This is a genomic window from Clostridium simiarum, assembly GCF_018919175.1.
Lineage (GTDB): Bacteria > Bacillota > Clostridia > Clostridiales > Clostridiaceae > Clostridium_L > Clostridium_L simiarum.
This window is the reverse complement of sequence record NZ_JAHLQL010000001.1, coordinates 1476747-1498643: the sequence shown is the minus strand read 5'-3', so window position 1 is coordinate 1498643 and position 21897 is coordinate 1476747. Positions and strand designations below refer to the sequence as shown.

The window sequence follows — 21897 nt, the reverse complement described above, 5'->3', positions numbered from 1 at the left end:
TCTCCTTTAAGGGTTAATACAAATAATATTTTTTATTCTATATAATTCATATTTTGCCGTCTATTATCTTATAATTTAACCATTTATTAATGGATTATGTAGCTTTTTAAGTTATCAATAGGCTTGTATTTATTATATGCTATATGAATGGTACTTAAAAAAATTCATTTCTAAACTCCATAGGAGTCTTATTATTTAGCTTTTTAAACATTGAGCTATAGTAATTTTGACTGTTAAATCCTACAGACAGTGCTATATCTAATATAGATAAATTACTTTGTATTAATAATTCTTTACTTTTATCAATCCTGACTTCATTAAGCAAAGTAGAAAATGTTTTACCAGTTCCTTTTTTTAGCATGGTACAGAAATAAGATTTATTTATATTGAGGTATTCAGATACATCATTTAAGGTTATATCATCACTATATCTTGCATCAATAAAGTCTATGGCTTTTTTTACATGTAAGCTATAGGATGATTCATTTATGCAGGTTTTTTGTTTCGTGTAATTGCTATCCCATGCAATATTTCTAAGTAGAGAAATTAAATGTGGAATACAGCAGGGGGGCTTATACGAAATACCTAGGTGAGTTACCTTAGATGAAGCATAAGGTCCCATGATATATATACCTCTATTAATATTCTTAGTACAAATATAAAAAGCGGCAAAACTTACTCCATCTAGAAAAGGAGTGTTAATAATGTAGTAACCTTTATCATTAAGACTTTCTTTATTTAAATTTTCGTAAATATTATTATTATCAAATATATCTTGAAGCATGCTATTATAGCCAACAGAATGAATCAGCTCTCCATTGAATTTAAAGGCTTTTACTGGAATGCTAGTACATAAAAAGAACTTTTCTATAGTAGATGATATATGATTATTGGCTAAGAAGATAACTATCACTCCTTTTAAAATTATCTAAATATAGTTATAAAAATCTAACTCTAGTTAATATTAAATAATTCATAAACCTGTAGAATGTAATTGATAATAAAAATCAAATGCATTTACATTTGTGATTATATCAATTGAAGAATGGAGGTGTCAAGGATAATATTGGTTACTTGTATAGGGGAGGACTTATGAAAAAGCGGTATTTAATTTTGGCACTTATTATTTTGTCTATTTGCTCCATATTTATTGGAGTAAAGGATATTAGTTTTTTTGATATATTTAATCCAGATGAGGTTAAACTTAAAGTTTTATTAATAAGTAGAATTCCAAGGCTTATAAGCATTATTGTAGCAGGGAGTAGTATGAGTATAGCAGGACTTATTATGCAACAAATAAGTCGTAATAAATTTGTATCACCAGGTACAGCTGCTACCATTGATAGTGCTAAATTAGGGATTTTAGTTTCATTAATGATATTTTCTTCGGCTAGTCCTATTCAAAAAATGATAGTTTCATTTATATTTTCTTTAGCGGGTACATTTTTATTTATGAAAATCTTAAAGAAAATAAAGTTTAAAAATGTTATTTTTATACCACTGATAGGGATAATGCTTGGAAATATAATAGATTCAATAACCACATTCTTTGCCTATAAATACAATCTTGTGCAAAGTATTTCTTCATGGTTACAGGGAGATTTCTCATTGGTTATTAAAGGAAGCTATGAACTTATGTATTTAAGCATACCTCTTGTGATAGTAGCTTTTCTCTATGCTAATAAGTTTACAGTGGCAGGCATGGGAGAGGATTTTTCTAAAAACTTAGGTCTTAATTATAATAAGGTTGTAAATGTAGGGCTTATAATAGTGTCTTTAATATCATCAGTAGTAGTTATTACTATAGGAAAAATACCATTCCTAGGGCTTATAGTACCTAATATAGTTACCCTTTATAAGGGAGATAACTTAAAAAATAGCCTTTATGATACAGCGCTACTTGGAGCAGTTTTTCTTTTAGCTTGTGACATATTAGGTAGATTAATTATCTATCCTTATGAGATATCAATAGGACTTATAGTTGGGGTAATAGGAAGTGCTATATTCCTTTATCTCTTGTTTAGGAGGAATGGAAATGAAGCATAGGAGAAGAGTAGTTTTATTAGGGGTTTTTGCAATAGTACTCATAATACTATTCATATTTATAGGAGCAAATAAAAACAATTATGATTATGTATTACCAAGAAGAGCTTTAAAGGTACTAGCTATAAGTTTAACAGCAGGGTCTATAGCTTTTTCTTCAATGATATTTCAGACAATAACTAACAATAGGATATTAACTCCCAGCGTACTAGGGTTAGATTCTTTATATATGTTTATACAAACCTTTGTAGTCTTTATATTTGGAGCTAATAATATTGCTATTATGAATAATAATGTTAATTTTCTTGTGTCTGTTGCTCTTATGGTGCTTTTTTCGATGATTTTATACAAACTTTTATTTATAGGAGAAGAAAAAAGTATTTTCTTTTTACTATTAGCAGGATTAATATTTGGAACCTTGTTCCAAAGTTTATCATCTTTTATGCAGATGCTTATTAATCCAAATGAGTTTCTAATAATCCAAGATAAGATGTTTGCTAGTTTTAATAGTATAAATACAGATATACTTCTTATATCTATTATAGGAGTTCTACTAGTTATAGCCTATGTGTATGATTATGTAAAAGTATTAGATGTTATGTCTTTAGGCAGAGAACAGGCGATAAATCTAGGAGTTTCCTATGATAAAGTTGTAAAAAAGATGCTTATAGTAGTTGCTATATTAGTATCTATATCTACTGCATTGGTAGGACCTATAACCTTCTTAGGATTGCTTGTTGTAAATCTTACCTATGAATACATAAAAACCTACAAACATAGATACTTAATTACAGGTTCTATATTTATAGGAATTATAGCTTTAGTTGGAGGACAACTTATTGTTGAAAGATTTTTAAATTTTGGTACAACCTTAAGCGTTATTATAAATTTCATTGGAGGAGTTTATTTTATGTATCTGCTGTTAAAGGAGAGTAAGGCATGATAGAGATAAAGAATGTAACAAAAAAGTATGGAAATAAGCCAGTTGTAGATGATGTATCTTTAAATATAGAAAAAGGAAAGATAACTTCTTTTATTGGACCTAATGGAGCAGGAAAAAGTACTTTGTTATCTATAATAAGTCGTCTTATTAGTAAAGATGGTGGAGAGGTGTTTATAGATGGTAAAGAAGTTGGTCATTGGGACAATAAGGAACTGGCTAAAAAAATTTCTATATTAAAACAGTCTAACCACATAAATATAAGATTAACCATTAAAGAGTTAGTTAGCTTTGGAAGATTTCCTTATTGTGAGGGGAATCTTACAGAAGAAGATTGGAAATATGTTGATGATGCTATAGAGTATTTAGAACTTAAAGATATAGAAAATAAATATTTAGATCAACTAAGTGGTGGACAAAGGCAAAGAGCTTACATAGCTATGGTAGTTGCTCAAAATACAGAGTATATACTTTTAGATGAGCCGTTAAATAGTTTAGATATGAAGCATTCAGTACAGATTATGAAAATCTTAAGAAACTTGGTAGAAGAACTTAATAAAACAGTTATATTAGTAATACATGACATTAACTTTGCATCCTGTTATTCAGATTATATAATTGCCTTAAAAGACGGAGTAATAGCAAGCCAAGGTAATACCAATCAAATTATAGATAAGAATATCTTAAGTGATATATATGAGATGGATTTTAAGATAGAAAATATAGAAGATCAAAGAATTTGTATATATTTCTAAATATACACAGAATTCTTGTCTTTAGAGGGAGTTTTTACTTTCTGTAAAGCATAGAAATCCTTATCCAGAGACGTAGCTACTCTTTATTCCAACTTTGAAGAACATGGAAGTATTAGAGCGGAGAGTCATAGAATAAAAATAAATTTGAAACTTAATTTAAGTTAATATAATAAATTATTGAGGTGAAGGACATGAACAAAAAAGTAAGTATAATAGTAGGAATTTTGATAGTTGCTATTATTGGAGGAGCTTTCTTCTTTAAATCTAAAGACAATAAAAAAGAAGAAGCTAAAAATACGGACATAAAAATTACTCATAGTCTTGGAGAGGCAACTTTAAATAAGAAGCCAGAAAAGATAGTAGCATTCGATTATGGTACTATAGATTCCTTAGATAAGATGGGTATAGAAATAGCAGGACTTCCAAAGTCAAACCTTCCAACAGGGCTTCAAAAGTTTAAGGATGATAAATATTTAGATGCAGGTACATTATTTGAGCCTAACTTTGAAAAGATACATGAACTAAAGCCAGATGTAATATTTATATCAGGAAGACAGTCTAAAGTATATGAAGACCTTAATAAGATAGCTCCAACAATATATCTTAATATAGAAGATGGAAAATACATGGAATCTTTAAAGAGTAATTTAAAAACATTAGGTGAAATATTTAAGAAAGAAGATTTTGTGAAAGCTGAAATTAAAAAGTTAGATGAGTCTATAAATGCTATAAACAAAAAGGCTTCTGAGAGTGGAAAAAAAGCTTTAGTAACTTTAACTAATAATGGTTCATTAAGTGTATATGGAAAAGATTCAAGATTTGGGCTTATACATAGTGAACTTGGATTTCCACTTTCTGACGAAAATATAGATGCATCAACCCATGGACAAAAGATAACTTTTGAATATGTTGTAGAAAAGAATCCAGATTATATGTTTGTAATTGATAGAGGTGCCGTGGTTTCTGGTGGAGAAAAATCAGTAAATAAAATATTAGAAAATGATTTAATAAAGACTACAGAAGCATATAAAAACAATAAAGTTATTTCATTAAATCCAGAGTATTGGTATATATCCCCAGGTGGATTAGGATCAACTACTGAAATGTTAAAAGAAGTAGAAAACTCTATTAAATAATTAAAGATTATTTTATATAAGGTAAACAAAAGGCCTAACACAATTAATATGTGTTAGGCCTTAGTGGTATCAAATAATTTTAATTTAAAAGCAAAATTATTTGATACCACTAATTTTATGTAAAATTAGTGGTAAATATTGACAATGAATCTTAGCAAGTATATAATAAATGTAAATATATACCTTAAAAGGAAAAAAGAATGGGGTGAACGTTATAATAATACTTAAAGATAAAAAAGTTACTAAGCAAATATTAAATATTTTTAAGCCATATAATAAAAAACTAATGTTAATAATATTTACTATGATATTAGGAACGATTATATCAATGTTTACACCCCTTATTGCAAAAAAAATAATGGATGAGGGATTAATTAATAAACATATTTATACAGTAATTAAATATTCCTTAATAGCTCTTACTATAGTGATATTTCAACAATTTATAGAATTGATTCAAACAAAATATCTATTAAACATAAATAGCAAAATTAAGTATAGATTGAATAGTAAGTGTATGTCCAAGCTATTTAAAGTTAAGATGAGTTATTATGATGAAAATAATGTAACTGAAATAATGAAAAACATATCTATGGATGTTGAGAATCTTTCAAAACTGTCAGATAGATGTACTTTATTGATTATAACAGAAGTTTTAAAGTTTGTAGGAGGGCTTATAGGATTGTTACTTATAGACTACAAACTTACTTTATGTGTAATTATATTTATTCCATTAAAATATAAGGCAACATCAATATTATCAAAGAAAAAAGAAAAATTATTTCAAAATTATATGGAGTATAACTCAGATTATTACTCATGGTTTGGAAATACTGTATCAGGAATTAGAGAAATAAAGCTTTGGAATGTGTACGATGTAAAGAAGAAAGAATTTACTAAAAAACAAAGAAAATTAATAAAAACAGATGTTAAGTTTGGGTATTTAGACAAGATAAATGATATGTGTGAAATGTCTTTAGTTCAAGGGCTAACTACTTTATTGTATGTATTAGGAGCTTATATGGTTATAGGTGATGAACTAAGCATAGGGAGTCTTTTTGCTTTTCTTACATATTCTACTTATGTAACTAATCCAATATCAATAATACTTAATGTAGGTTATTCATTTTCTACAGTATATCCATCTGCTAAAAGGTTATTTGATTTCTTAAATATGGAAGACGAACAGAGAAATAATAAAATAAAGCATAATGAAATAAATGGAGATTTAGAGCTAAAGGATGTGAGCTTTGCATATAATGAAGAAAAAATTGTGTTAAAAAATATTAACTTAAAGATAGATAAAGGAGAAAAAGTAATATTACTTGGAAATAATGGTTCAGGAAAAAGTACTCTTATAAAATTAATATTAGGGTTATATGAACCTACAGAAGGCAATATATATATGAATGATTTAAATATAAAAGATATAAAGTTTAAAGATTATAGAAATATATTTTCTGTAGTTAACCAGGATAGCTATATATTTGATGGTAGTGTAAAAGATAATATAAGTTTATTTTCCAATAAAAATATTAAGCACATAAAAGATATATGTAAAAAGAGTGGGGCCTCTGAGTTTATTGATAAACTTCCTGGGAAATATGAAGCTATTTTAGGTAAAAGAGGAGTGAAATTATCAGGTGGACAAGTACAAAGATTAGCTATAGCAAGAGCGATGGCTAAGGATTTTGATGTGCTAATTTTTGATGAAGCAACTTCAAACTGTGATTTTAAGACTCAACTATATATGAGTAATTTAGTTAAAGAGTATTTTAGAGATAAAACCTTAATAATGATAACTCATAAAATAGACATAGATTTATTAAAATCTATGGACAAAATAATAATAATGAATAACGGTTCAATAGATTGTGTTGGTAGTCATTATGATCTACTAAATAAAAATGAGTTTTATAAAGAATTAGTAAATAAATATTATCTTAGTTTAGGAAAAAAGGTTATATGAAGAAGAAATTTAAGATTAATTAGGTTTGTGTACTTGAACTTATAAATTCAAGGATTCAAATAAGTTAAAGAGGAAAGGAGGGGTTTTATGAAAAAGTTAGGTAAGGCTATGCATACAAACATGAAAACTATAGAACAATTTAACATCTTTACTAATTGTAGTTGTGACTGTAGTTGTAATCCATATAGTGGAACATTAGCTTATAGAAATTTTAAGTCACTTCAAGGTAGTGTTCTTATGTCTGACTATTAACATTTAATTTGTTAAATATTATTTTATAATGTGGGAGGGTTTTATGAAAAAGTTAGGTAAGGCTATGCATACAAACATGAAAACTATAGAACAATTTAACATCTTTACTAGTTGCAGTTGCGACTGTAGTTGTAATCCATATAGTGGAACATTAGCTTATAAAAATTTTAAGTCACTTCAAGGTAGTATTAGTTACTATGAATATTAACATTTAAGTTATTAAATCTTATTTTATAATGTGGGAGGATTTTTTATGAAAAAGCTAACTAAAAAATCAAATTTCAAAAAGGAAAATTTAGAATCTTACAACATATATGCTGGATGTGGCTGTGAATGTTCAAGCTATTGTAAGAAAAATGATGGTCAAAGTTCTTATAGAAATTTCAAGTCACTTGAAGGAAGCAATAGCTTTAGAGAATAAATTATGAAAAGTTAAATAAAAGTATTAAAAGAAGTCTAACTACACATTATTTATTGTAATTTGTAGTTTATAAATAAGGATTCAGGAGTTTAAATTCCTGAATCCTTTGAAAAATTTCTAATTATATAAAAAATATTTATTACAAAATAAAGTTAAAAATTTGATAAAGGGTGATGGTTATGGAAGAACAAAAGCCGTTTATATATACATTTGATACTTATAATAATAATTATGTATATGATGTAAATACCAATTGTATACTAAAAATAAATAAAGAATGTGGTAATATTTTAAAGAGTATACATAAAGGAAGTGTTAGTGAACAAGCTATAAATGATAATACTACACTTAAAAAGATGAAATCTCAAGGATATCTTTCGAGCCATAGATTTTCTGAAATAATTCATCCAGAGGACGAATTATTAGAATTTCATCTTAAAAACAAAGTGAACCTATTAATTCTTCAAGTTACACAGCAATGTAATCTTAGATGTAAATACTGTCCTTATTCTGGAGGCTTTTATAACAGAGAGCATGCGAATAAAAAAATGGATTTTAACACTGCTAAAAAAGCTATAGATTTCTATATAAATCATAGTACAGATAATTCAATAATAAGTATAGGGTTTTACGGTGGAGAGCCATTATTAGAATTTGAACTTATTAAAAAATGTATAGATTATACAGAGAGTAAAGTAGAGGGAAAAAAAGTGCTTTTTAATATGACTTCAAATGCAACACTACTTACTCCAGAGATTATTGATTATATGGAGAAACATGATATAAGTTTGATGGTAAGTTTAGACGGACCACAAAATGTTCATGATAAAAACAGGGATTTTTTTGGAGGAAAAGGAACCTTTGAATCTGTCATTAAAAATTTAGATATGATAAAGAAGAAGTTTCCAGAATATTTCAAAACTATAACTTTTAACTGTGTCATGGATATAGATAATGATTTTGGTTGTATAAATGAGTTTTTTACAACCTATGATGTTATAAAAGATTCTAATATAAATTTTTCTAGCTTAAACGAAGATCATGCAAAAGAGGAGAGAAAGGTAGATGGGGAGGAGTATATAAGTGATTATAATTATGAGTTATTTAAATTATTCTTATCCAAAACAGGTAGATTAGAAGAAAAGTATTTATCAAAAATGGTAAATGGTCATTACACAAATTTGAGAAACAAAATATTTGAAGAAAGACGTAGAGAAATTCAAGGGGAAAAGGGACATCCAGGTGGTCCATGTGTACCAGGGGCTCAAAGATTGTTTGTTGATATATATGGGAATTTGTATCCCTGTGAGAGAGTAAATGAATCTTCCGAAGCTATGAGAATAGGAAATGTAGATGAAGGATTCTATATGGAAAAGGTAAGGGATATTTTAAATATTGGAAAGCTTACAGAAGAAAGTTGTAAAAGCTGCTGGGCTTATAGGTATTGTTTTCTCTGTGCTTCAGCAGCAGATGATTTAAACAAGCTATCCGCTGAAAGAAAAATGACAAGATGCAAAGAAGTAAGGCAAAGTATTGGAAACATGCTTAAAGAATATTGTATTTTAAAAGAATATGGCGACTCCTTCGAGAGTATTGAGTTAGTAGAATATGTTTAAGGTATGGAGGTGAAGAGGGTGACAAAGAAAAAAGCTATGATATATCCAGTGGATAGAGAATCATTACCTTTAATAAGATATAATGACTTATTAGAAGAATACGATGTTATATATACTGTTTCACCAAAAGGTTGGGGATTTTGTGGAAAAGATTGTGGAGTTTTAGATGGTGGAAAAGAGATAAATAAGACCATAACTGATGATTTTGATACAGCACTAAATTTATGCCAGTGTGTGATATTTGTGGAATCAGATATGGTAATAGATTTTGAAGAAATGATATTTCCTAAGATAGAAAAGGCATTGAATGATGGAAAGGATATAGTATGTACAATAGAAATTCCAGATAAGTTTAAAGAAAGAATTGAAAAGTTGTGTGAGATTAAAGATGGCAGATTTAAACAATATACAAAAGAGAATAAATTCGACTTTAAGTTAATAGACAAAGAATATATATTTGATATAAATGTTCCTGTTATAGGGGTCTTTGGTACTACTGAAAGAACTGGAAAGTTTGATATACAACTTGCCCTTAGAGAAAAGTTTATAAATCAAGGATATAAGGTTTCACAGATTGGGACAAAGCATTATTCGGAGATTATGGGCTTTCATTCATTTCCTAAGTTTATGGTAAATTGTGGTATGAATGAATCTAATAAAGTAATGCTATTTAATCACTATGTCAAAAATATTGAGTTAACGGAAAAACCAGATATTATTTTAATAGGAGTACCTGGTGGAGTTATGCCTTACAATAATAACTATACAAACAAGTTTGGTATTTTAGCTTTTGAGGTTTGTAATGCTGTCCAATTTGATTCAGTGGTTATGAGTACTTTATATGAGGATTATGATGAAAGATATTTTACTACAATGCATGAGTCTTTAAAGTACAAATTAGGATTAGAAATAGATGCTTTTAATATAACACCTTTAAAGGGTGACTTTAAGATGTTAGATTTTACGAATAGGTTTGGATTTTTAACTTTAGATAGTGATTTCATAGATGACAAAATAAGAAAATTTAATAATCTAGATTTTAAGATTTTTAATATTTTAAATGAGAAAAATAAAGAAGACTTAGCGGAATATTTAATAGACAAGCTATCATCTTATTCGGATATTCAGGCTATTTAAAGGTTTGGAGGATTATGATGAAGGATAAAAAAATTATAAGAGAAAAGCTTTTAGATATATTAAGTAATAAATATAAAAGAAATATAGATAAAAAAGAAAATATATGGGATTTAAATTTATTAGGAAAAGCTATAAGAATGGAACCAAGTGATTTATTATGTTTTTTCTTTGATATAGAAAAACAATTTAATATAACTATATCGGAAGAGGATATTGTAAAAGGTAAAATTAAAACTGTAAATACAATAACAGAGGTAATTTATAAGCAATGTATATAAATTTTATAGCTTGCATGCTGAAATAATTTAAGCTATGCAAGCTATAATTATTTTTAAAACTATTATGGAGTGGGTAATATGTTGAAATACAATGAAATAGCTATTATTGATGATGGAATAAATGTGAAATTTTATAATAATATTCACAGAGTAAAAAGTAGTATTGAAATAGATGTTAATTGCAATATAACTAAGTATAAATCAGATAAAATAGAATATAGTCATGGTACGGTATGTGCATCCATAATAAAAAAATATACTAAGGAAGCCATAATTAATAGTATTAAAATAATAAATAAAAGCAAGAAAACTACAGGTAAGCAACTTATAAAGGCTATAGAATGGTGTCTAGAAAATAATATTGGCATTGCAAATTTAAGCTTAGGTTCTACGGATATAAATGAGAAAGAGGACATACGTAAATTAATTAATTATGCTGCAAATAAAGGAATGATCATAATTGCAGCAAGCAGTAATGATGATAAGATAACTTATCCAGCATCTTTTTCAAATGTAATAGGAGTAAAAACTTTAAAGGAACCAGTTCAACATGGAGAATACATATATGATTATAGACCTATAGATGGTGTAGACATATTAGCTCCTTCAATACATAAACTGAAAAACTATTTTGAAGAAGAAGAAAGCAATATGTGTAATAGTTTTGCAGCACCCTATATAACCGCTAAGGTATACAATATAATAAGAGAGGATAATACCCTTAATTCAGTTACAGACATGAAGTATAGGTTATTAAAAGACTCACTAAACTATAAAGATATTATGGATAAAAATATATTATATAATCACCCAGATTGGCTAGATAAAGCAGTTATATTTAATATAGTAAATAATAAAAACTTTAAGAAAAATAATAGCCTATATACATTTAATATAATTGAAGAAAAATTTATATATGAGAAAGACAAGTGTAAGATTTTAAAATATATAAAAGAATGTATAGATAATGAAATTTGTGAAGAGTTTGATACCATAGTTATAAAAGACTTTTACTGTAAAAATTTTAATTTAAATTACTTTGCCGAAAATTTATCTAGTTATAATAAAGGATTAGTTTATGTGAATGATTTATGTGAAAATCTGGAGCCGTTAGCTGTGGAGTATAAGAATAAGGTTTGGTTTACAGGTATACAAAAACAATTTACTTATAATTTAGAAAAATATTTTCATGTTAACATACCTGTGATTTTGATTGTAGGAGAAAAGGAAGAGGGAATGCTTAGTACTTTAAAATTACAAGAGATTTTTAGATTAAATGGTTATAGATGTGGAGTATATTCCGATATTTCATTAGCTGAGCTTTATAATATAAACTTTTTACCTTTAAAAAGTTTATATTATAAAAATAAATTAACAATTAACAGTGTTGAGGAGACTTGGGATTTAGGTGGACTTGATTTAATGATAATTTTTATAGACCTTTATGAACTAGAAATAAGTTATATTAAAAGTATAGAGGATTTTTTAGAAAATGATATAAGGATACTTATTAATCACGATTTAGATGGAGTTTTTATGCCTGATGAAAGAAAATATAATATAAATTTAGATTATAAAAATAATTTACCCATAAATCAGAATAATAGATGTAAAAATTATAATATTTCGGATATAGAAAGGGTGTATCAATATATAATAGAACTATATAATGGATAAATTTTAAAATCATTAATGTATAGTGCAAAAAATATACTTTATATTTCAGAGAAACATTGACTATTTTTTATCAAAACAATATACTTGAGATAGTAGTACAAGTTAATAAATGTAGATAAGGGTATGGAAGAATTATTTCTTTCATTTAAAAGGGAATCAGGTGAAATTCCTGAACGGTCCCGCCGCTGTAATGGGGAGAAGCTTTAGGTAATAAACCACTGACCTATGTCGGGAAGGTATAAAGTAACTATGATCCAAAGTCAGAAGACCTGCCTTTATTGGTGCACTTTAACTCTACGAGTGATAGGGGGTGTTGATTAGCTGATAATTGTTATAAGTACGGTTGTCTTTTAAAGTTCTGGGTACTTATGACTTTCATCTGTTGTGTCTTCATGCCTCTTAGCCTTAAGGTTAAGGGGTTTTTTGATGATTTCATAATATTAAAAAGGGGGGTCTTTATGGGTAGAAAAGTAAGGGATTTTATTGTTATAAATTTAGGAATTGCAATGGTAGCTTTAGGAATGTATTTTTTCTTAATGCCAAACAATTTAGCTACTGGTGGTGCTAATGGCCTAGCCATTGTAATAAATAGCTTCATACCAGCACTATCGGTTGGAATACTTATGATAATTATAAATTTAGTATTATTTATAGTAGCTTTTTTAGCTATAGGAAAAAATTTTGGGATAAAAACTATTTATTCAAGTTTAGGAGTTTCTTTTATGATACTTATATTAGAAAAGATTATTCCTATCCAAAAGTCTATAACAGGTGAACTGTTTTTAGAGCTTATTTTTGGAATAATAATATCAGGAGGAGGCATGGCTATAGTTTTTAATGAAAATGCTTCTACTGGAGGAACAGATATAATAGCTAAAATTTTAAACAAGTTTTTCCATATAAATCTAGGAAAAGCTGTACTTTTAGCAGATCTAAGCATAACTGTTATGGCTGGTTTTGCTTTTGGACCTAGACTGTCTATGTTTTCTATGTTAGGGGTTATAATAAATGGATTCATAATAGATAGCATAATTGAAGGGCTTAATATGAATAAGCAAGTTACAATAATAAGTAGTAAATATGAAGAGGTAAGAAAATATATAATAGAGGAATTAGAAAAGAGTTCAACTATATACGAGGCTATAGGCGGATTTAGTGATGAAAATAAAAAGGTAATTGTTAGTATCATGGGAAGGAGGGAATTTATTAGGCTTAAAAATTTCATAAATACTATAGATCAGGATGCTTTTGTTACAGTAAATAACATATATGAGGTATTCGGAAATGGTTTTGGTAGTTTCACTCATTAATTAAAAATAAAGGAGAATATATATGAAATTTAATGATTCAAATTATGAATCTTATACTAGTAAGACTTCTTTATGTGACTGTAGCTATACTATAGAAAATATGAAAGATAATATTTTTAAAATAAGTGATATGATAGTTGAAGATAAATTAATGATTGATATATTGAAAATTGTTACAAGTTTATCAAAAGTTGACACTACTGTATTAATTTTAGGTGAAACAGGTGTAGGAAAAGAAGGATTAGCAAAATATATGCACTATAATAGCAAGAGAAAAGATAAACCTTTTATAACCATAAATTGTGGAGCCATACCTGAAAATTTAATAGAATCTGAGCTTTTTGGATATGAGGCAGGAGCCTTTACTGGTGCTAGTAAAGAAGGAAAAATAGGATTATTTCAATTAGCCCATGAGGGAACTGTATTTTTAGATGAAGTAGGAGAATTACCTTTAGAAGTTCAGGTAAAGCTTTTAAGAGTGTTACAGGAAAAACAAATAGAAAAAGTAGGAGGAATAAAAAGTACAAAAGTTGATGTTAGGGTTCTAGGTGCAACTAATAAGGATTTAAAAGATCTTGTGGAAAAAGGAGAGTTTAGAGAAGATTTATATTACAGGCTTAGTGTTTTTCCAATAGAGATACCTCCACTTAGAAAAAGAAAAGGGGACATAGTTCCTCTTGTAAAGTATTTTTCCAAAATCATAAATGAAAAATATAATTTTAAGTGTGAGTTTGAAGAAGAGGCTTTGGATTGTTTACAATGGTATGAATGGCCAGGAAATATAAGGGAACTTAAAAATATTGTAGAAAGACATATAGTAATGCAAAGAGAAGGATTTATTAGAAAAAATGATTTAAATGATTATATTTACAAGGAAGGAAATAGAGAATTAACTTTTAGTATAAATAATCTGTGTATAAAAGGGTATGGTTTAAAAGAAATAATACAAAAGATAGAGTTAGAAATAATAGATGATGCTATAGATAGGTATGGAAATATAAGAATGGCAGCAAAAGCTTTAGGTGTAGATCCATCTACTCTAATAAGAAAGAGGCAGAAATCTATCAAAGGTTAGTAATAATAAATAAAAAGTTGCAAAAAAGCAATGTGTGCAATTTTGCAGTAATATATATAATTAAGTGTTTTCAATGCTTTACGTCATACAACATGAATTTATTGTATTTTTCCAATCATAAATTCATGTTGTATGATTTTTTTTTGCTCAAAATTAACTATAAAAATATATTGTTAAAAAAATATCTAGATGCTGATGTATAAAGGATTCAGTTGTAAATTTGTGTACCATTAAAATATGAATTTACAGAGTTGGCATTAGAGTTGCTCACTATAAGTATTGAAAATAAAAAAAGGGGTGTACTAATATGGCTTTAAAAACTAGAGAAGAGTATATAGAAAGTTTAAGATTATTGAAACAAAGAGTGTATTTATTTGGTGAGTTAATAGAAAATCCTGTGGATCATCCAATTATAAGACCTTCTTTAAACTCAGTAGCAATGACTTATGAACTTGCACAAAACCCAGAATATGAAGATATAATGACTGCAACATCTAATTTAACAGGAAAAAAAATAAATAGATTTTGTCATATTCATCAAAATACTCAAGATCTTATAAATAAAGTTAAAATGCAACGTTTGTGTGGGCAAAATACTGCATCCTGTTTTCAGCGTTGTGTAGGTATGGATGCTTTCAACGCTGTTTATAGTACGACTTTTGAAATAGATAAGGCTTATGGAACAGACTATCATGATAGGTTTAAAAAATACATGATATTTGTTCAAGAAAATGACTTAGTGGTAGATGGTGCTATGACAGATCCTAAGGGAGATAGATCTTTATCACCAAGTAAACAATCAGATCCAGATTTATACCTTAGAGTGGTTGAAAGAAGAGAGGATGGAGTGATAGTAAGAGGAGCAAAAGCTCACCAAACTGGAATGGTAAATTCTCATGAAATACTTGTTATGCCAACCATAAGTATGGGACCTGATGATAAAGATTGGGCTATATCTTTTTCGGTGCCAGTAGATACAGAAGGAGTGTTTAGTATATATGGTCGTCAATCTTGTGATACTAGAAAGCTTGAAGAAAATGCAGATATAGATTTAGGGAACTCAAATTTTGGTGGTCACGAAACATTAACTATATTTGAAGATGTATTTGTACCAAATGAAAGAATCTTTTTAAATGGAGAGAGTGAATTTGCAGGCATGATGGTAGAAAGATTTGCAGGATATCATAGACAAAGCTATGGAGGATGCAAAGTTGGGGTTGGAGATGTGTTAATTGGAGCGGCGGCAGTGGCAGCAGATTATAATGGTGCTAATAAAGCTTCGCACATAAAAGATAAACTTATAGAAATGATCCACTTAAATGAAACTTTATATAGTTGCGGAATTGCTTGCTCTTGTGAAGGTTCTGAGACTAAGTCCGGAAACTATCAAATAGACTTATTGCTTGCTAATGTTTGTAAGCAAAATATAACAAGATATCCTTATGAAATTGCTAGATTAGCTGAAGATATAGCTGGAGGTCTAATGGTTACCATGCCTTCCGAAAAGGATTTTAAAGATCCAAAAATAGGACCATATGTAGAAAAGTATTTAAAGGGAGTAGCTAGCGTATCCACAGAAAATAGGATGAGAATATTAAGACTTATAGAAAATATAACTTTGGGTAGTGCAGCAGTAGGCTATAGAACAGAATCTATGCATGGGGCTGGCTCCCCACAGGCACAGAGGATTATGATTTCAAGACAAAGCAATTTAGGACAAAAGAAAGAACTTGCCAAAAACATAGCCAATATTAAAGAATAAGTTTAAATATACAAGGAGTGAAATTATGGACTGGAAAGAGATATATAATAAAAAACTAGTATCTGCGCAGGAAGCAGCCAGTAAGATAAAGTCAAGGGATAGAGTTGTTATTGGTCATGCTGTAGGTGAACCTAAAAAAGTTATAGAAGCTATGGTAAGAGATAATAAAAAATATGCCTCTGTAGAAATAGTTCATATGGTAGGTATGGGGGAGAGCACTTATGCAAAAGAAGAAATGGAAGGATACTTTAGACATAATTCTTTCTTTTTAGGGCCCTTTACAAGAGAGGCGGCATATAGTGGAAGAGCTGATTTCACACCTTGTTTCTTTTCTGAAATACCAAGGCTCTTTAGAGAGGAATATTTAAAAGTAGATGTAGCTATAATTCAAGTGAGCAATCCGGATGAACATGGATTTTGCAGTTTTGGAGTATCTAATGATTATACAAAGCCAGCAGCAGAGTGTGCAAACATAATAATAGCAGAAGTCAATCCTAATATGCCTAGAATTTTAGGAGATAACTTTATACACATTAGTGAAATTGATTACATTGTGGAAGTGGATTATCCAGTTATGGAGTTAAAACCTTCAAAAATTAGTGATGTAGAAAAAGCTATAGGAGAAAATTGTGCAACTTTAATAGAAGATGGTGCTACATTACAACTTGGAATAGGGGCAATACCTGATGCAGTACTTTTATACTTAAAGGATAAAAAAGATTTAGGCATACATTCTGAAATGATATCAGATGGCGTAGTAGAGTTAGTTGAAACTGGGGTAATAACTAATAAAAGAAAGAGCATTCATAAAGATAAAATAATAGTTACTTTTTTAATGGGAACTAAGAAGCTTTATGATTTTGCCAACAATAACTCCATGATAGAAATGCATCCTGTGGATTATGTGAATGATCCCTGTGTTATAAGCAAAAATGATAACATGATATGCATAAATTCATGTATACAAATAGATTTAATGGGTCAAGTTGCTGCAGAATCCATAGGATTAAAGCAGTTTAGTGGAGTAGGTGGACAAGTGGATTTTATAAGAGGTGCAGGTATGGCAAGTAAAGGAAAATCTATAATAGCCATTCCCTCTACAGCTTCCAATGAAAAACTTTCAAGGATAGTTCCATTTTTAGATGAAGGTGCAGCAGTTACCACTTCTAGAAATGATATTCACTATGTGGTTACAGAGTATGGAGTAGCAGAATTAAGGGGAAAAACTCTGAAAGAAAGAGCAAGGGCTCTTATAAATATAGCTCATCCTAAATTTAGATCTGAGCTTATAAATCAGTGGGAAGAGAGATTCAAAAGCAAATTTGATTACTTTATTTATTATAAGATTCATAAGTAAAAGTTATAGAGTATTCAATTTAAAACATAGAGGGGGATATGGATGTTATATATAAATGAGAGTTTTTGCAAGGGGTGTAGTCTTTGTGTGGAATCTTGCCCTAAAAAAGTATTAGAACAAGAGTTAGGAAAAGTAAGGATAGTAAATGAGGAAAATTGCATTGAATGTGGGATCTGCGAAAATATATGTCCGGATTTTGCTATTCACTTGAGGAGGGATAAACATGAGTAATATGGTTTTGATGCAAGGTAATGAAGCTTGTGTTGAAGGGGCTTTAAAAGCAGGTATGAAGTTTTATGCAGGTTATCCTATAAGTCCAGCAAGTGAAATAGCAGAGATATCTTCTGTAAAACTTCCTAAAGTTGGAGGAAAATTCATACAAATGGAAGATGAAATTGGCGGAGCAGCAGCTATGGTGGGAGCTTCTTTGGCTGGATTAAAATCTATGACTGCCACTAGTGGACCAGGTTTTTCTTTAAAGCAAGAAGTGATAGGTTATGCCTCTATGGCGGAGGTACCTTGTGTAATAGTTGATGTTATGAGGGGGGGACCAAGTACAGGACTTCCCACTTCTGTATCTCAAGGAGATGTGATGCAAAGTATATGGGGAACTCATGGAGATCACCCAGTTATAGTTATAGCGCCTACTAGTGTTTCTACTATATATGAATTAACCATTAAGGCATTTAATTATTCAGAAAAATATAGAGTGCCAGTTATTTTGTTAATGGATGAAGTTATTGCTCATATGAGAGAAAGCGTACATTTGAAAGATGATATAGAGATTATAAATAGAAAATCACCTGAAAATATAAAGGATTTTAAGGCTTATGAATTTACAGAAGATTTAATTCCACCTATGGGAGTTATAGGGAAGGGATACAAATCTCATGTAACAGGACTTAACCATGATGAATATGGTTATCCTTCAAACTCTACAGAAGTATCTCAACAGCTTATAACTAGATTATTAGATAAAATAAATAAGAATAAAAGGGATATAGTTTTGTTTCATACCGTGAATACAGAAAAATGTAATAAGCTATTGCTTTCCTTTGGATCTGTATCAAGAGTTTGCAAGGAATTAGTGTTAAATGGTGATTTAGAAGATACAGGATTATTTGTTCCATACACCTTATGGCCATTTCCAGATGAGGAATTAATGAGAATAGTAAACAACAATAATATAGAAAAAGTATATGTACCGGAATTAAATGCAGGTCAATTAATTTATGAAGTTCAAAGGATAGTTGGAAAAAAAGCGGAGGTTATAGGATTAAATAAATATTGTGGGGAGATATTTAAGCCTGAAGAAATAGTTAAGTTTGTGAGAGGAGAAAAATAATGAAAGAAGCTTTAATGGATAAATACTTAAGAAAAGAACGTCTTCCTCACATCTGGTGTGCTGGTTGTGGAAATGGAATAGTTTTAAGTGCCTTGGTAGAAGCTATAGACTCTTTAGATATAGATAAAGAAAAACTATGTGTAGTTTCAGGTATAGGATGTTCCTCTAGAGCCGCCCAATATATGAATTTTGATACTATACATACACTACATGGAAGAGCTCTTCCTTATGCTACAGGTATTAAGCTTGCAAATCCAGAGCTAACGGTGGTAGTTATAAGTGGAGATGGAGATTGTGCTGCTATAGGAGGAAATCATCTAATACATGCATGTAGAAGAAATATAGATTTAAATTTAATAGTATTTAATAACAATATATATGGAATGACAGGAGGACAATGTTCTCCAACTACGCCACTAGAGGCAAGAACAACTACTACGGAAGAGGGAAATATATCAAGAGATTTTGATATATGCAAGCTTTCGGAAGCAGCAGGTGCTACCTATGTAGCAAGAAGTACAGTGGCACATTACAATCACTTAGTAAATATGATAAAACAATCTTTTAAAAACAAAGGATTTTCTATAGTAGAAGCCTTAACACCATGTCCAGTGCAATACGGAAGAAGAAATAAACTTGGAAAACCATACAATATGGTTAAAACTTTGAAAGAGGAAGTAGCAAATAAGAAGGAGAGTAAGTTTGAAATTGGAGTTTTAAAAAGTTATAAAGAGCCAGAGTATGTGGAACAGTATCTGAAACAAGTCTTTAGGGAGGAAAAATAAAATGAATAAAAAAGAAATAATATTTACAGGATTAGGAGGACAGGGAATAGTTAAATCCGGAGTAATATTAGCAGAAGCAGCAGTTTTAGAAGGCAGGCATGTGGTTCAAACGCAAAATTATGGTCCAGAATCAAGAGGTGGATGTTGTAGGGCAGATGTAATTATAGCTGACCAAGATATATCTTATCCGAGAGTAAATAATGCAGATATAATACTGGCCTTAAGCCAGAAGGGACTAGAGAAGTTTAAAGATTGTTCTAAGCCAGAAGCTATGATTATAGCTGATGAAACCTTAGAAGTGGGAGATATTAAAAACTGTAGAAAATTCAACATAATAAAGTATACAGAAGAGATACTAAAAAATCCTCAAGCAATAAATATGCTTTGTCTTGGTATATTAGCATCTGTAACTAATTTAGTAAGCTATGATGCTTTAAAAAAGGCTATCTGTGATAATGTTCCAAAGTCTAGTATAGATAAAAATTTACTTGCTTTTCAAGCTGGAATTGATATGACGGAACAAACCTTAAAAAATTAATTTAATGCAAAGGCTTAATTATAAAATAATTAGAATCTAGGGGGAATTTATATGTCAGCTAATTTGTATATTGATGAATTAATAAAAAGAGCTAAAGAGGCTCAAAGTAAGTTTGAAGAATTTTCACAAGAAGAAGTGGATAAAGTAGTAAAAGCTATAGCACAAGTAGTTTATACCAGAGCCGAAGAACTAGCAAAAATGGCCATAGAGGAAACAGGAATGGGTGTTTATGATGATAAAGTTCTCAAAAATAAGGGGAAGTCAAAACTTATATGGAACAATTTAAAAGGAAAAAAGTCTGTAGGGGTTATAGATGAAGATAGAGAAAAGGCTCTTATAATGGTAGCTAAACCTATGGGGGTTGTGGCGGCAGTTACACCTTGTACAAACCCTATAGTTACACCTATGTGTAATGCTATGTTTGCACTAAAAGGAAGAAATGCAATTGTAATAGCTCCACACCCTAGGGCTAAAAAGTGTGCTAAATATATAGTAGAACTATTTAATGAGAATATTTCTAAATTGGGTGCACCAGAAAATTTAATTCAAGTTATAGAAGAGCCATCTATAGAACTTACATCAGAACTTATGAAATCTGTAGATGTGGTTGTTGCTACAGGTGGTATGGGTATGGTTAAGTCAGCTTATAGTAGCGGAAAGCCAGCTTATGGCGTTGGTGCAGGAAATGTTCAATGTATAATAGATAGAGAGGTAGATATAAAGGAAGTAGTACCTAAGATTATAACAGGAAGAACCTTTGATAATGGAATAATATGTTCAGGAGAGCAGAGTGTAATAGTTCCAAAGGAAAAATATACTGAAATTATAGAAGAATTTAAAGCAAATGGAACCTATTATGTAGAAGATGAGGAAACTGTAGAAAAATTTGCAAAAGTTATATTTCCAGAGGGAAGCATAAATGGCAAAATAGTGGGACAAAGTGTTCAGTTTATAGCAGAATTAGCTGAAGTAAAGGTTCCAAAAGACACAAAAGTTATAATGCTTAAGTCTAGGGGGAAAGGCCATAAGGATATATTATGTAAGGAAAAAATGTGTCCTGTAATGGTGGCTTTTGAATATGAGGACTTTGAAGAGGCGGTAGATATAGCTCAAAGTAATTTGAACGTAGAGGGAAGAGGTCATTCCTGTGCAATACATTCAAACAATAAGGAACATATAACATATGCAGGAAACAAGTTGACTATAAGTAGACTTGTAGTTAATCAACCTTCATCCACGTCAGCGGGAGGTAGCTTATATAATGGATTTGCACCAACTACAACTTTAGGTTGTGGTTCTTGGGGAAATAACAGTATATCAGAAAACTTAGATTATAAACACTTAATAAATTTATCTAGAATAGGATTTTATAATAGTGAAGCTAAAGTACCAAAGGATGAGGAAATATGGGCTTAAATATGTACTAAGTTGACATACCTTAACCAGATATGGTGTGGTGATTATATTCACTTAAATAGAACATTGGATTATAAGTAATGGT

At 29.4% G+C, this 21897-nt stretch carries 22 protein-coding genes and 1 riboswitch; of the genes, 21 read left to right on the top strand and 1 reads right to left on the bottom strand.

From position 1 onward, the window contains the following. Positions 1–154 precede the first annotated feature (154 nt). Entirely contained in the window at positions 155–913 is a 759-nt protein-coding gene (locus KQI89_RS07060; protein WP_343216334.1) for a helix-turn-helix transcriptional regulator, read from the bottom strand. A 179-nt stretch (positions 914–1092) separates the two neighbouring features. On the opposite strand from KQI89_RS07060, the gene KQI89_RS07055 reads away from it, so the two are divergent. The 21 genes from KQI89_RS07055 to KQI89_RS06955 all read left to right on the top strand — a co-directional run bounded on the left by KQI89_RS07055 (position 1093) and on the right by KQI89_RS06955 (position 21812). Continuing rightward, positions 1093–2046, top strand: a complete 954-nt coding sequence (locus KQI89_RS07055; RefSeq protein ID WP_216456475.1) for an ABC transporter permease — start codon at positions 1093–1095, stop codon at positions 2044–2046. Then, positions 2036–2986, top strand: a complete 951-nt coding sequence (locus KQI89_RS07050) for an iron chelate uptake ABC transporter family permease subunit (RefSeq protein WP_216456474.1) — start codon at positions 2036–2038, stop codon at positions 2984–2986. The genes KQI89_RS07055 and KQI89_RS07050 overlap by 11 nt, the downstream gene beginning before the upstream one ends. Next, on the top strand, positions 2983–3738 hold the full coding sequence (locus KQI89_RS07045) for an iron ABC transporter ATP-binding protein (RefSeq protein ID WP_216456473.1): 756 nt from the start codon (positions 2983–2985) through the stop codon (positions 3736–3738). Before KQI89_RS07050 ends, KQI89_RS07045 begins: the two co-directional genes overlap by 4 nt. 191 nt (positions 3739–3929) lie before the next feature. Next, positions 3930–4874, top strand: coding sequence for a siderophore ABC transporter substrate-binding protein (locus KQI89_RS07040; RefSeq protein ID WP_216456472.1), 945 nt, complete (start codon positions 3930–3932; stop codon positions 4872–4874). Between the two features lie 205 nt (positions 4875–5079). Then, positions 5080–6843 (top strand): ABC transporter ATP-binding protein, encoded by a 1764-nt coding sequence (locus KQI89_RS07035; RefSeq protein WP_216456471.1) that lies wholly within the window; start codon positions 5080–5082, stop codon positions 6841–6843. 87 nt (positions 6844–6930) lie between these two features. Next, positions 6931–7095: a hypothetical protein gene (locus tag KQI89_RS07030; protein ID WP_216456470.1), complete on the top strand. Its 165-nt coding sequence runs from the start codon at positions 6931–6933 to the stop codon at positions 7093–7095. A gap of 43 nt (positions 7096–7138) precedes the next feature. After that, complete coding sequence (locus KQI89_RS07025) at positions 7139–7303, top strand: hypothetical protein (protein ID WP_216456469.1); 165 nt, start codon at positions 7139–7141, stop codon at positions 7301–7303. Between the two features lie 45 nt (positions 7304–7348). Continuing rightward, positions 7349–7516, top strand: coding sequence for a hypothetical protein (locus KQI89_RS07020; RefSeq protein WP_187117395.1), 168 nt, complete (start codon positions 7349–7351; stop codon positions 7514–7516). A gap of 179 nt (positions 7517–7695) precedes the next feature. Continuing rightward, positions 7696–9132 (top strand): Cys-rich peptide radical SAM maturase CcpM, encoded by a 1437-nt coding sequence (ccpM, locus tag KQI89_RS07015; RefSeq protein ID WP_216456468.1) that lies wholly within the window; start codon positions 7696–7698, stop codon positions 9130–9132. Positions 9133–9150: 18 nt separating this feature from the next. Then, entirely contained in the window at positions 9151–10269 is a 1119-nt protein-coding gene (locus KQI89_RS07010; protein ID WP_216456467.1) for a TIGR04066 family peptide maturation system protein, read from the top strand. Between the two features lie 17 nt (positions 10270–10286). Next, entirely contained in the window at positions 10287–10547 is a 261-nt protein-coding gene (locus tag KQI89_RS07005; RefSeq protein ID WP_216456466.1) for a peptide maturation system acyl carrier-related protein, read from the top strand. A gap of 78 nt (positions 10548–10625) precedes the next feature. Continuing rightward, entirely contained in the window at positions 10626–12224 is a 1599-nt protein-coding gene (locus tag KQI89_RS07000) for a S8 family serine peptidase (protein WP_216456465.1), read from the top strand. 102 nt (positions 12225–12326) lie between these two features. Then, positions 12327–12515, top strand: a riboswitch (cobalamin riboswitch). Positions 12516–12682: 167 nt separating this feature from the next. After that, a complete protein-coding gene (locus tag KQI89_RS06995; RefSeq protein WP_216456464.1) occupies positions 12683–13534 on the top strand; it encodes a YitT family protein in 852 nt (283 codons plus the stop codon). Between the two features lie 22 nt (positions 13535–13556). Continuing rightward, the gene (locus tag KQI89_RS06990) at positions 13557–14609 is read left to right on the top strand and encodes a sigma-54 interaction domain-containing protein (protein ID WP_246582968.1); all 1053 of its coding nucleotides are present in this window, start codon (positions 13557–13559) and stop codon (positions 14607–14609) included. Between the two features lie 307 nt (positions 14610–14916). Further along, complete coding sequence (locus KQI89_RS06985; RefSeq protein WP_216456463.1) at positions 14917–16371, top strand: 4-hydroxyphenylacetate 3-hydroxylase family protein; 1455 nt, start codon at positions 14917–14919, stop codon at positions 16369–16371. A gap of 25 nt (positions 16372–16396) precedes the next feature. Then, positions 16397–17728, top strand: a complete 1332-nt coding sequence (locus KQI89_RS06980; protein WP_216456462.1) for an acetyl-CoA hydrolase/transferase family protein — start codon at positions 16397–16399, stop codon at positions 17726–17728. Between the two features lie 42 nt (positions 17729–17770). Next, on the top strand, positions 17771–17959 hold the full coding sequence (locus KQI89_RS06975; RefSeq protein ID WP_032122349.1) for a 4Fe-4S dicluster domain-containing protein: 189 nt from the start codon (positions 17771–17773) through the stop codon (positions 17957–17959). Then, positions 17952–19073, top strand: coding sequence for a 2-oxoacid:acceptor oxidoreductase subunit alpha (locus KQI89_RS06970; RefSeq protein WP_216456461.1), 1122 nt, complete (start codon positions 17952–17954; stop codon positions 19071–19073). Before KQI89_RS06975 ends, KQI89_RS06970 begins: the two co-directional genes overlap by 8 nt. After that, positions 19073–19858 carry a 2-oxoacid:ferredoxin oxidoreductase subunit beta gene (locus KQI89_RS06965; protein WP_216456460.1) on the top strand — a complete coding sequence of 262 codons (786 nt, stop codon included), beginning with the start codon at positions 19073–19075 and terminating at the stop codon, positions 19856–19858. The genes KQI89_RS06970 and KQI89_RS06965 overlap by 1 nt, the downstream gene beginning before the upstream one ends. Position 19859: 1 nt before the next feature. Beyond that, positions 19860–20396 (top strand): 2-oxoacid:acceptor oxidoreductase family protein, encoded by a 537-nt coding sequence (locus KQI89_RS06960; RefSeq protein ID WP_216456459.1) that lies wholly within the window; start codon positions 19860–19862, stop codon positions 20394–20396. Positions 20397–20447: 51 nt separating this feature from the next. Then, positions 20448–21812 carry an aldehyde dehydrogenase family protein gene (locus KQI89_RS06955; protein ID WP_216456458.1) on the top strand — a complete coding sequence of 455 codons (1365 nt, stop codon included), beginning with the start codon at positions 20448–20450 and terminating at the stop codon, positions 21810–21812. The last annotated feature ends 85 nt before the right edge of the window (positions 21813–21897 follow it).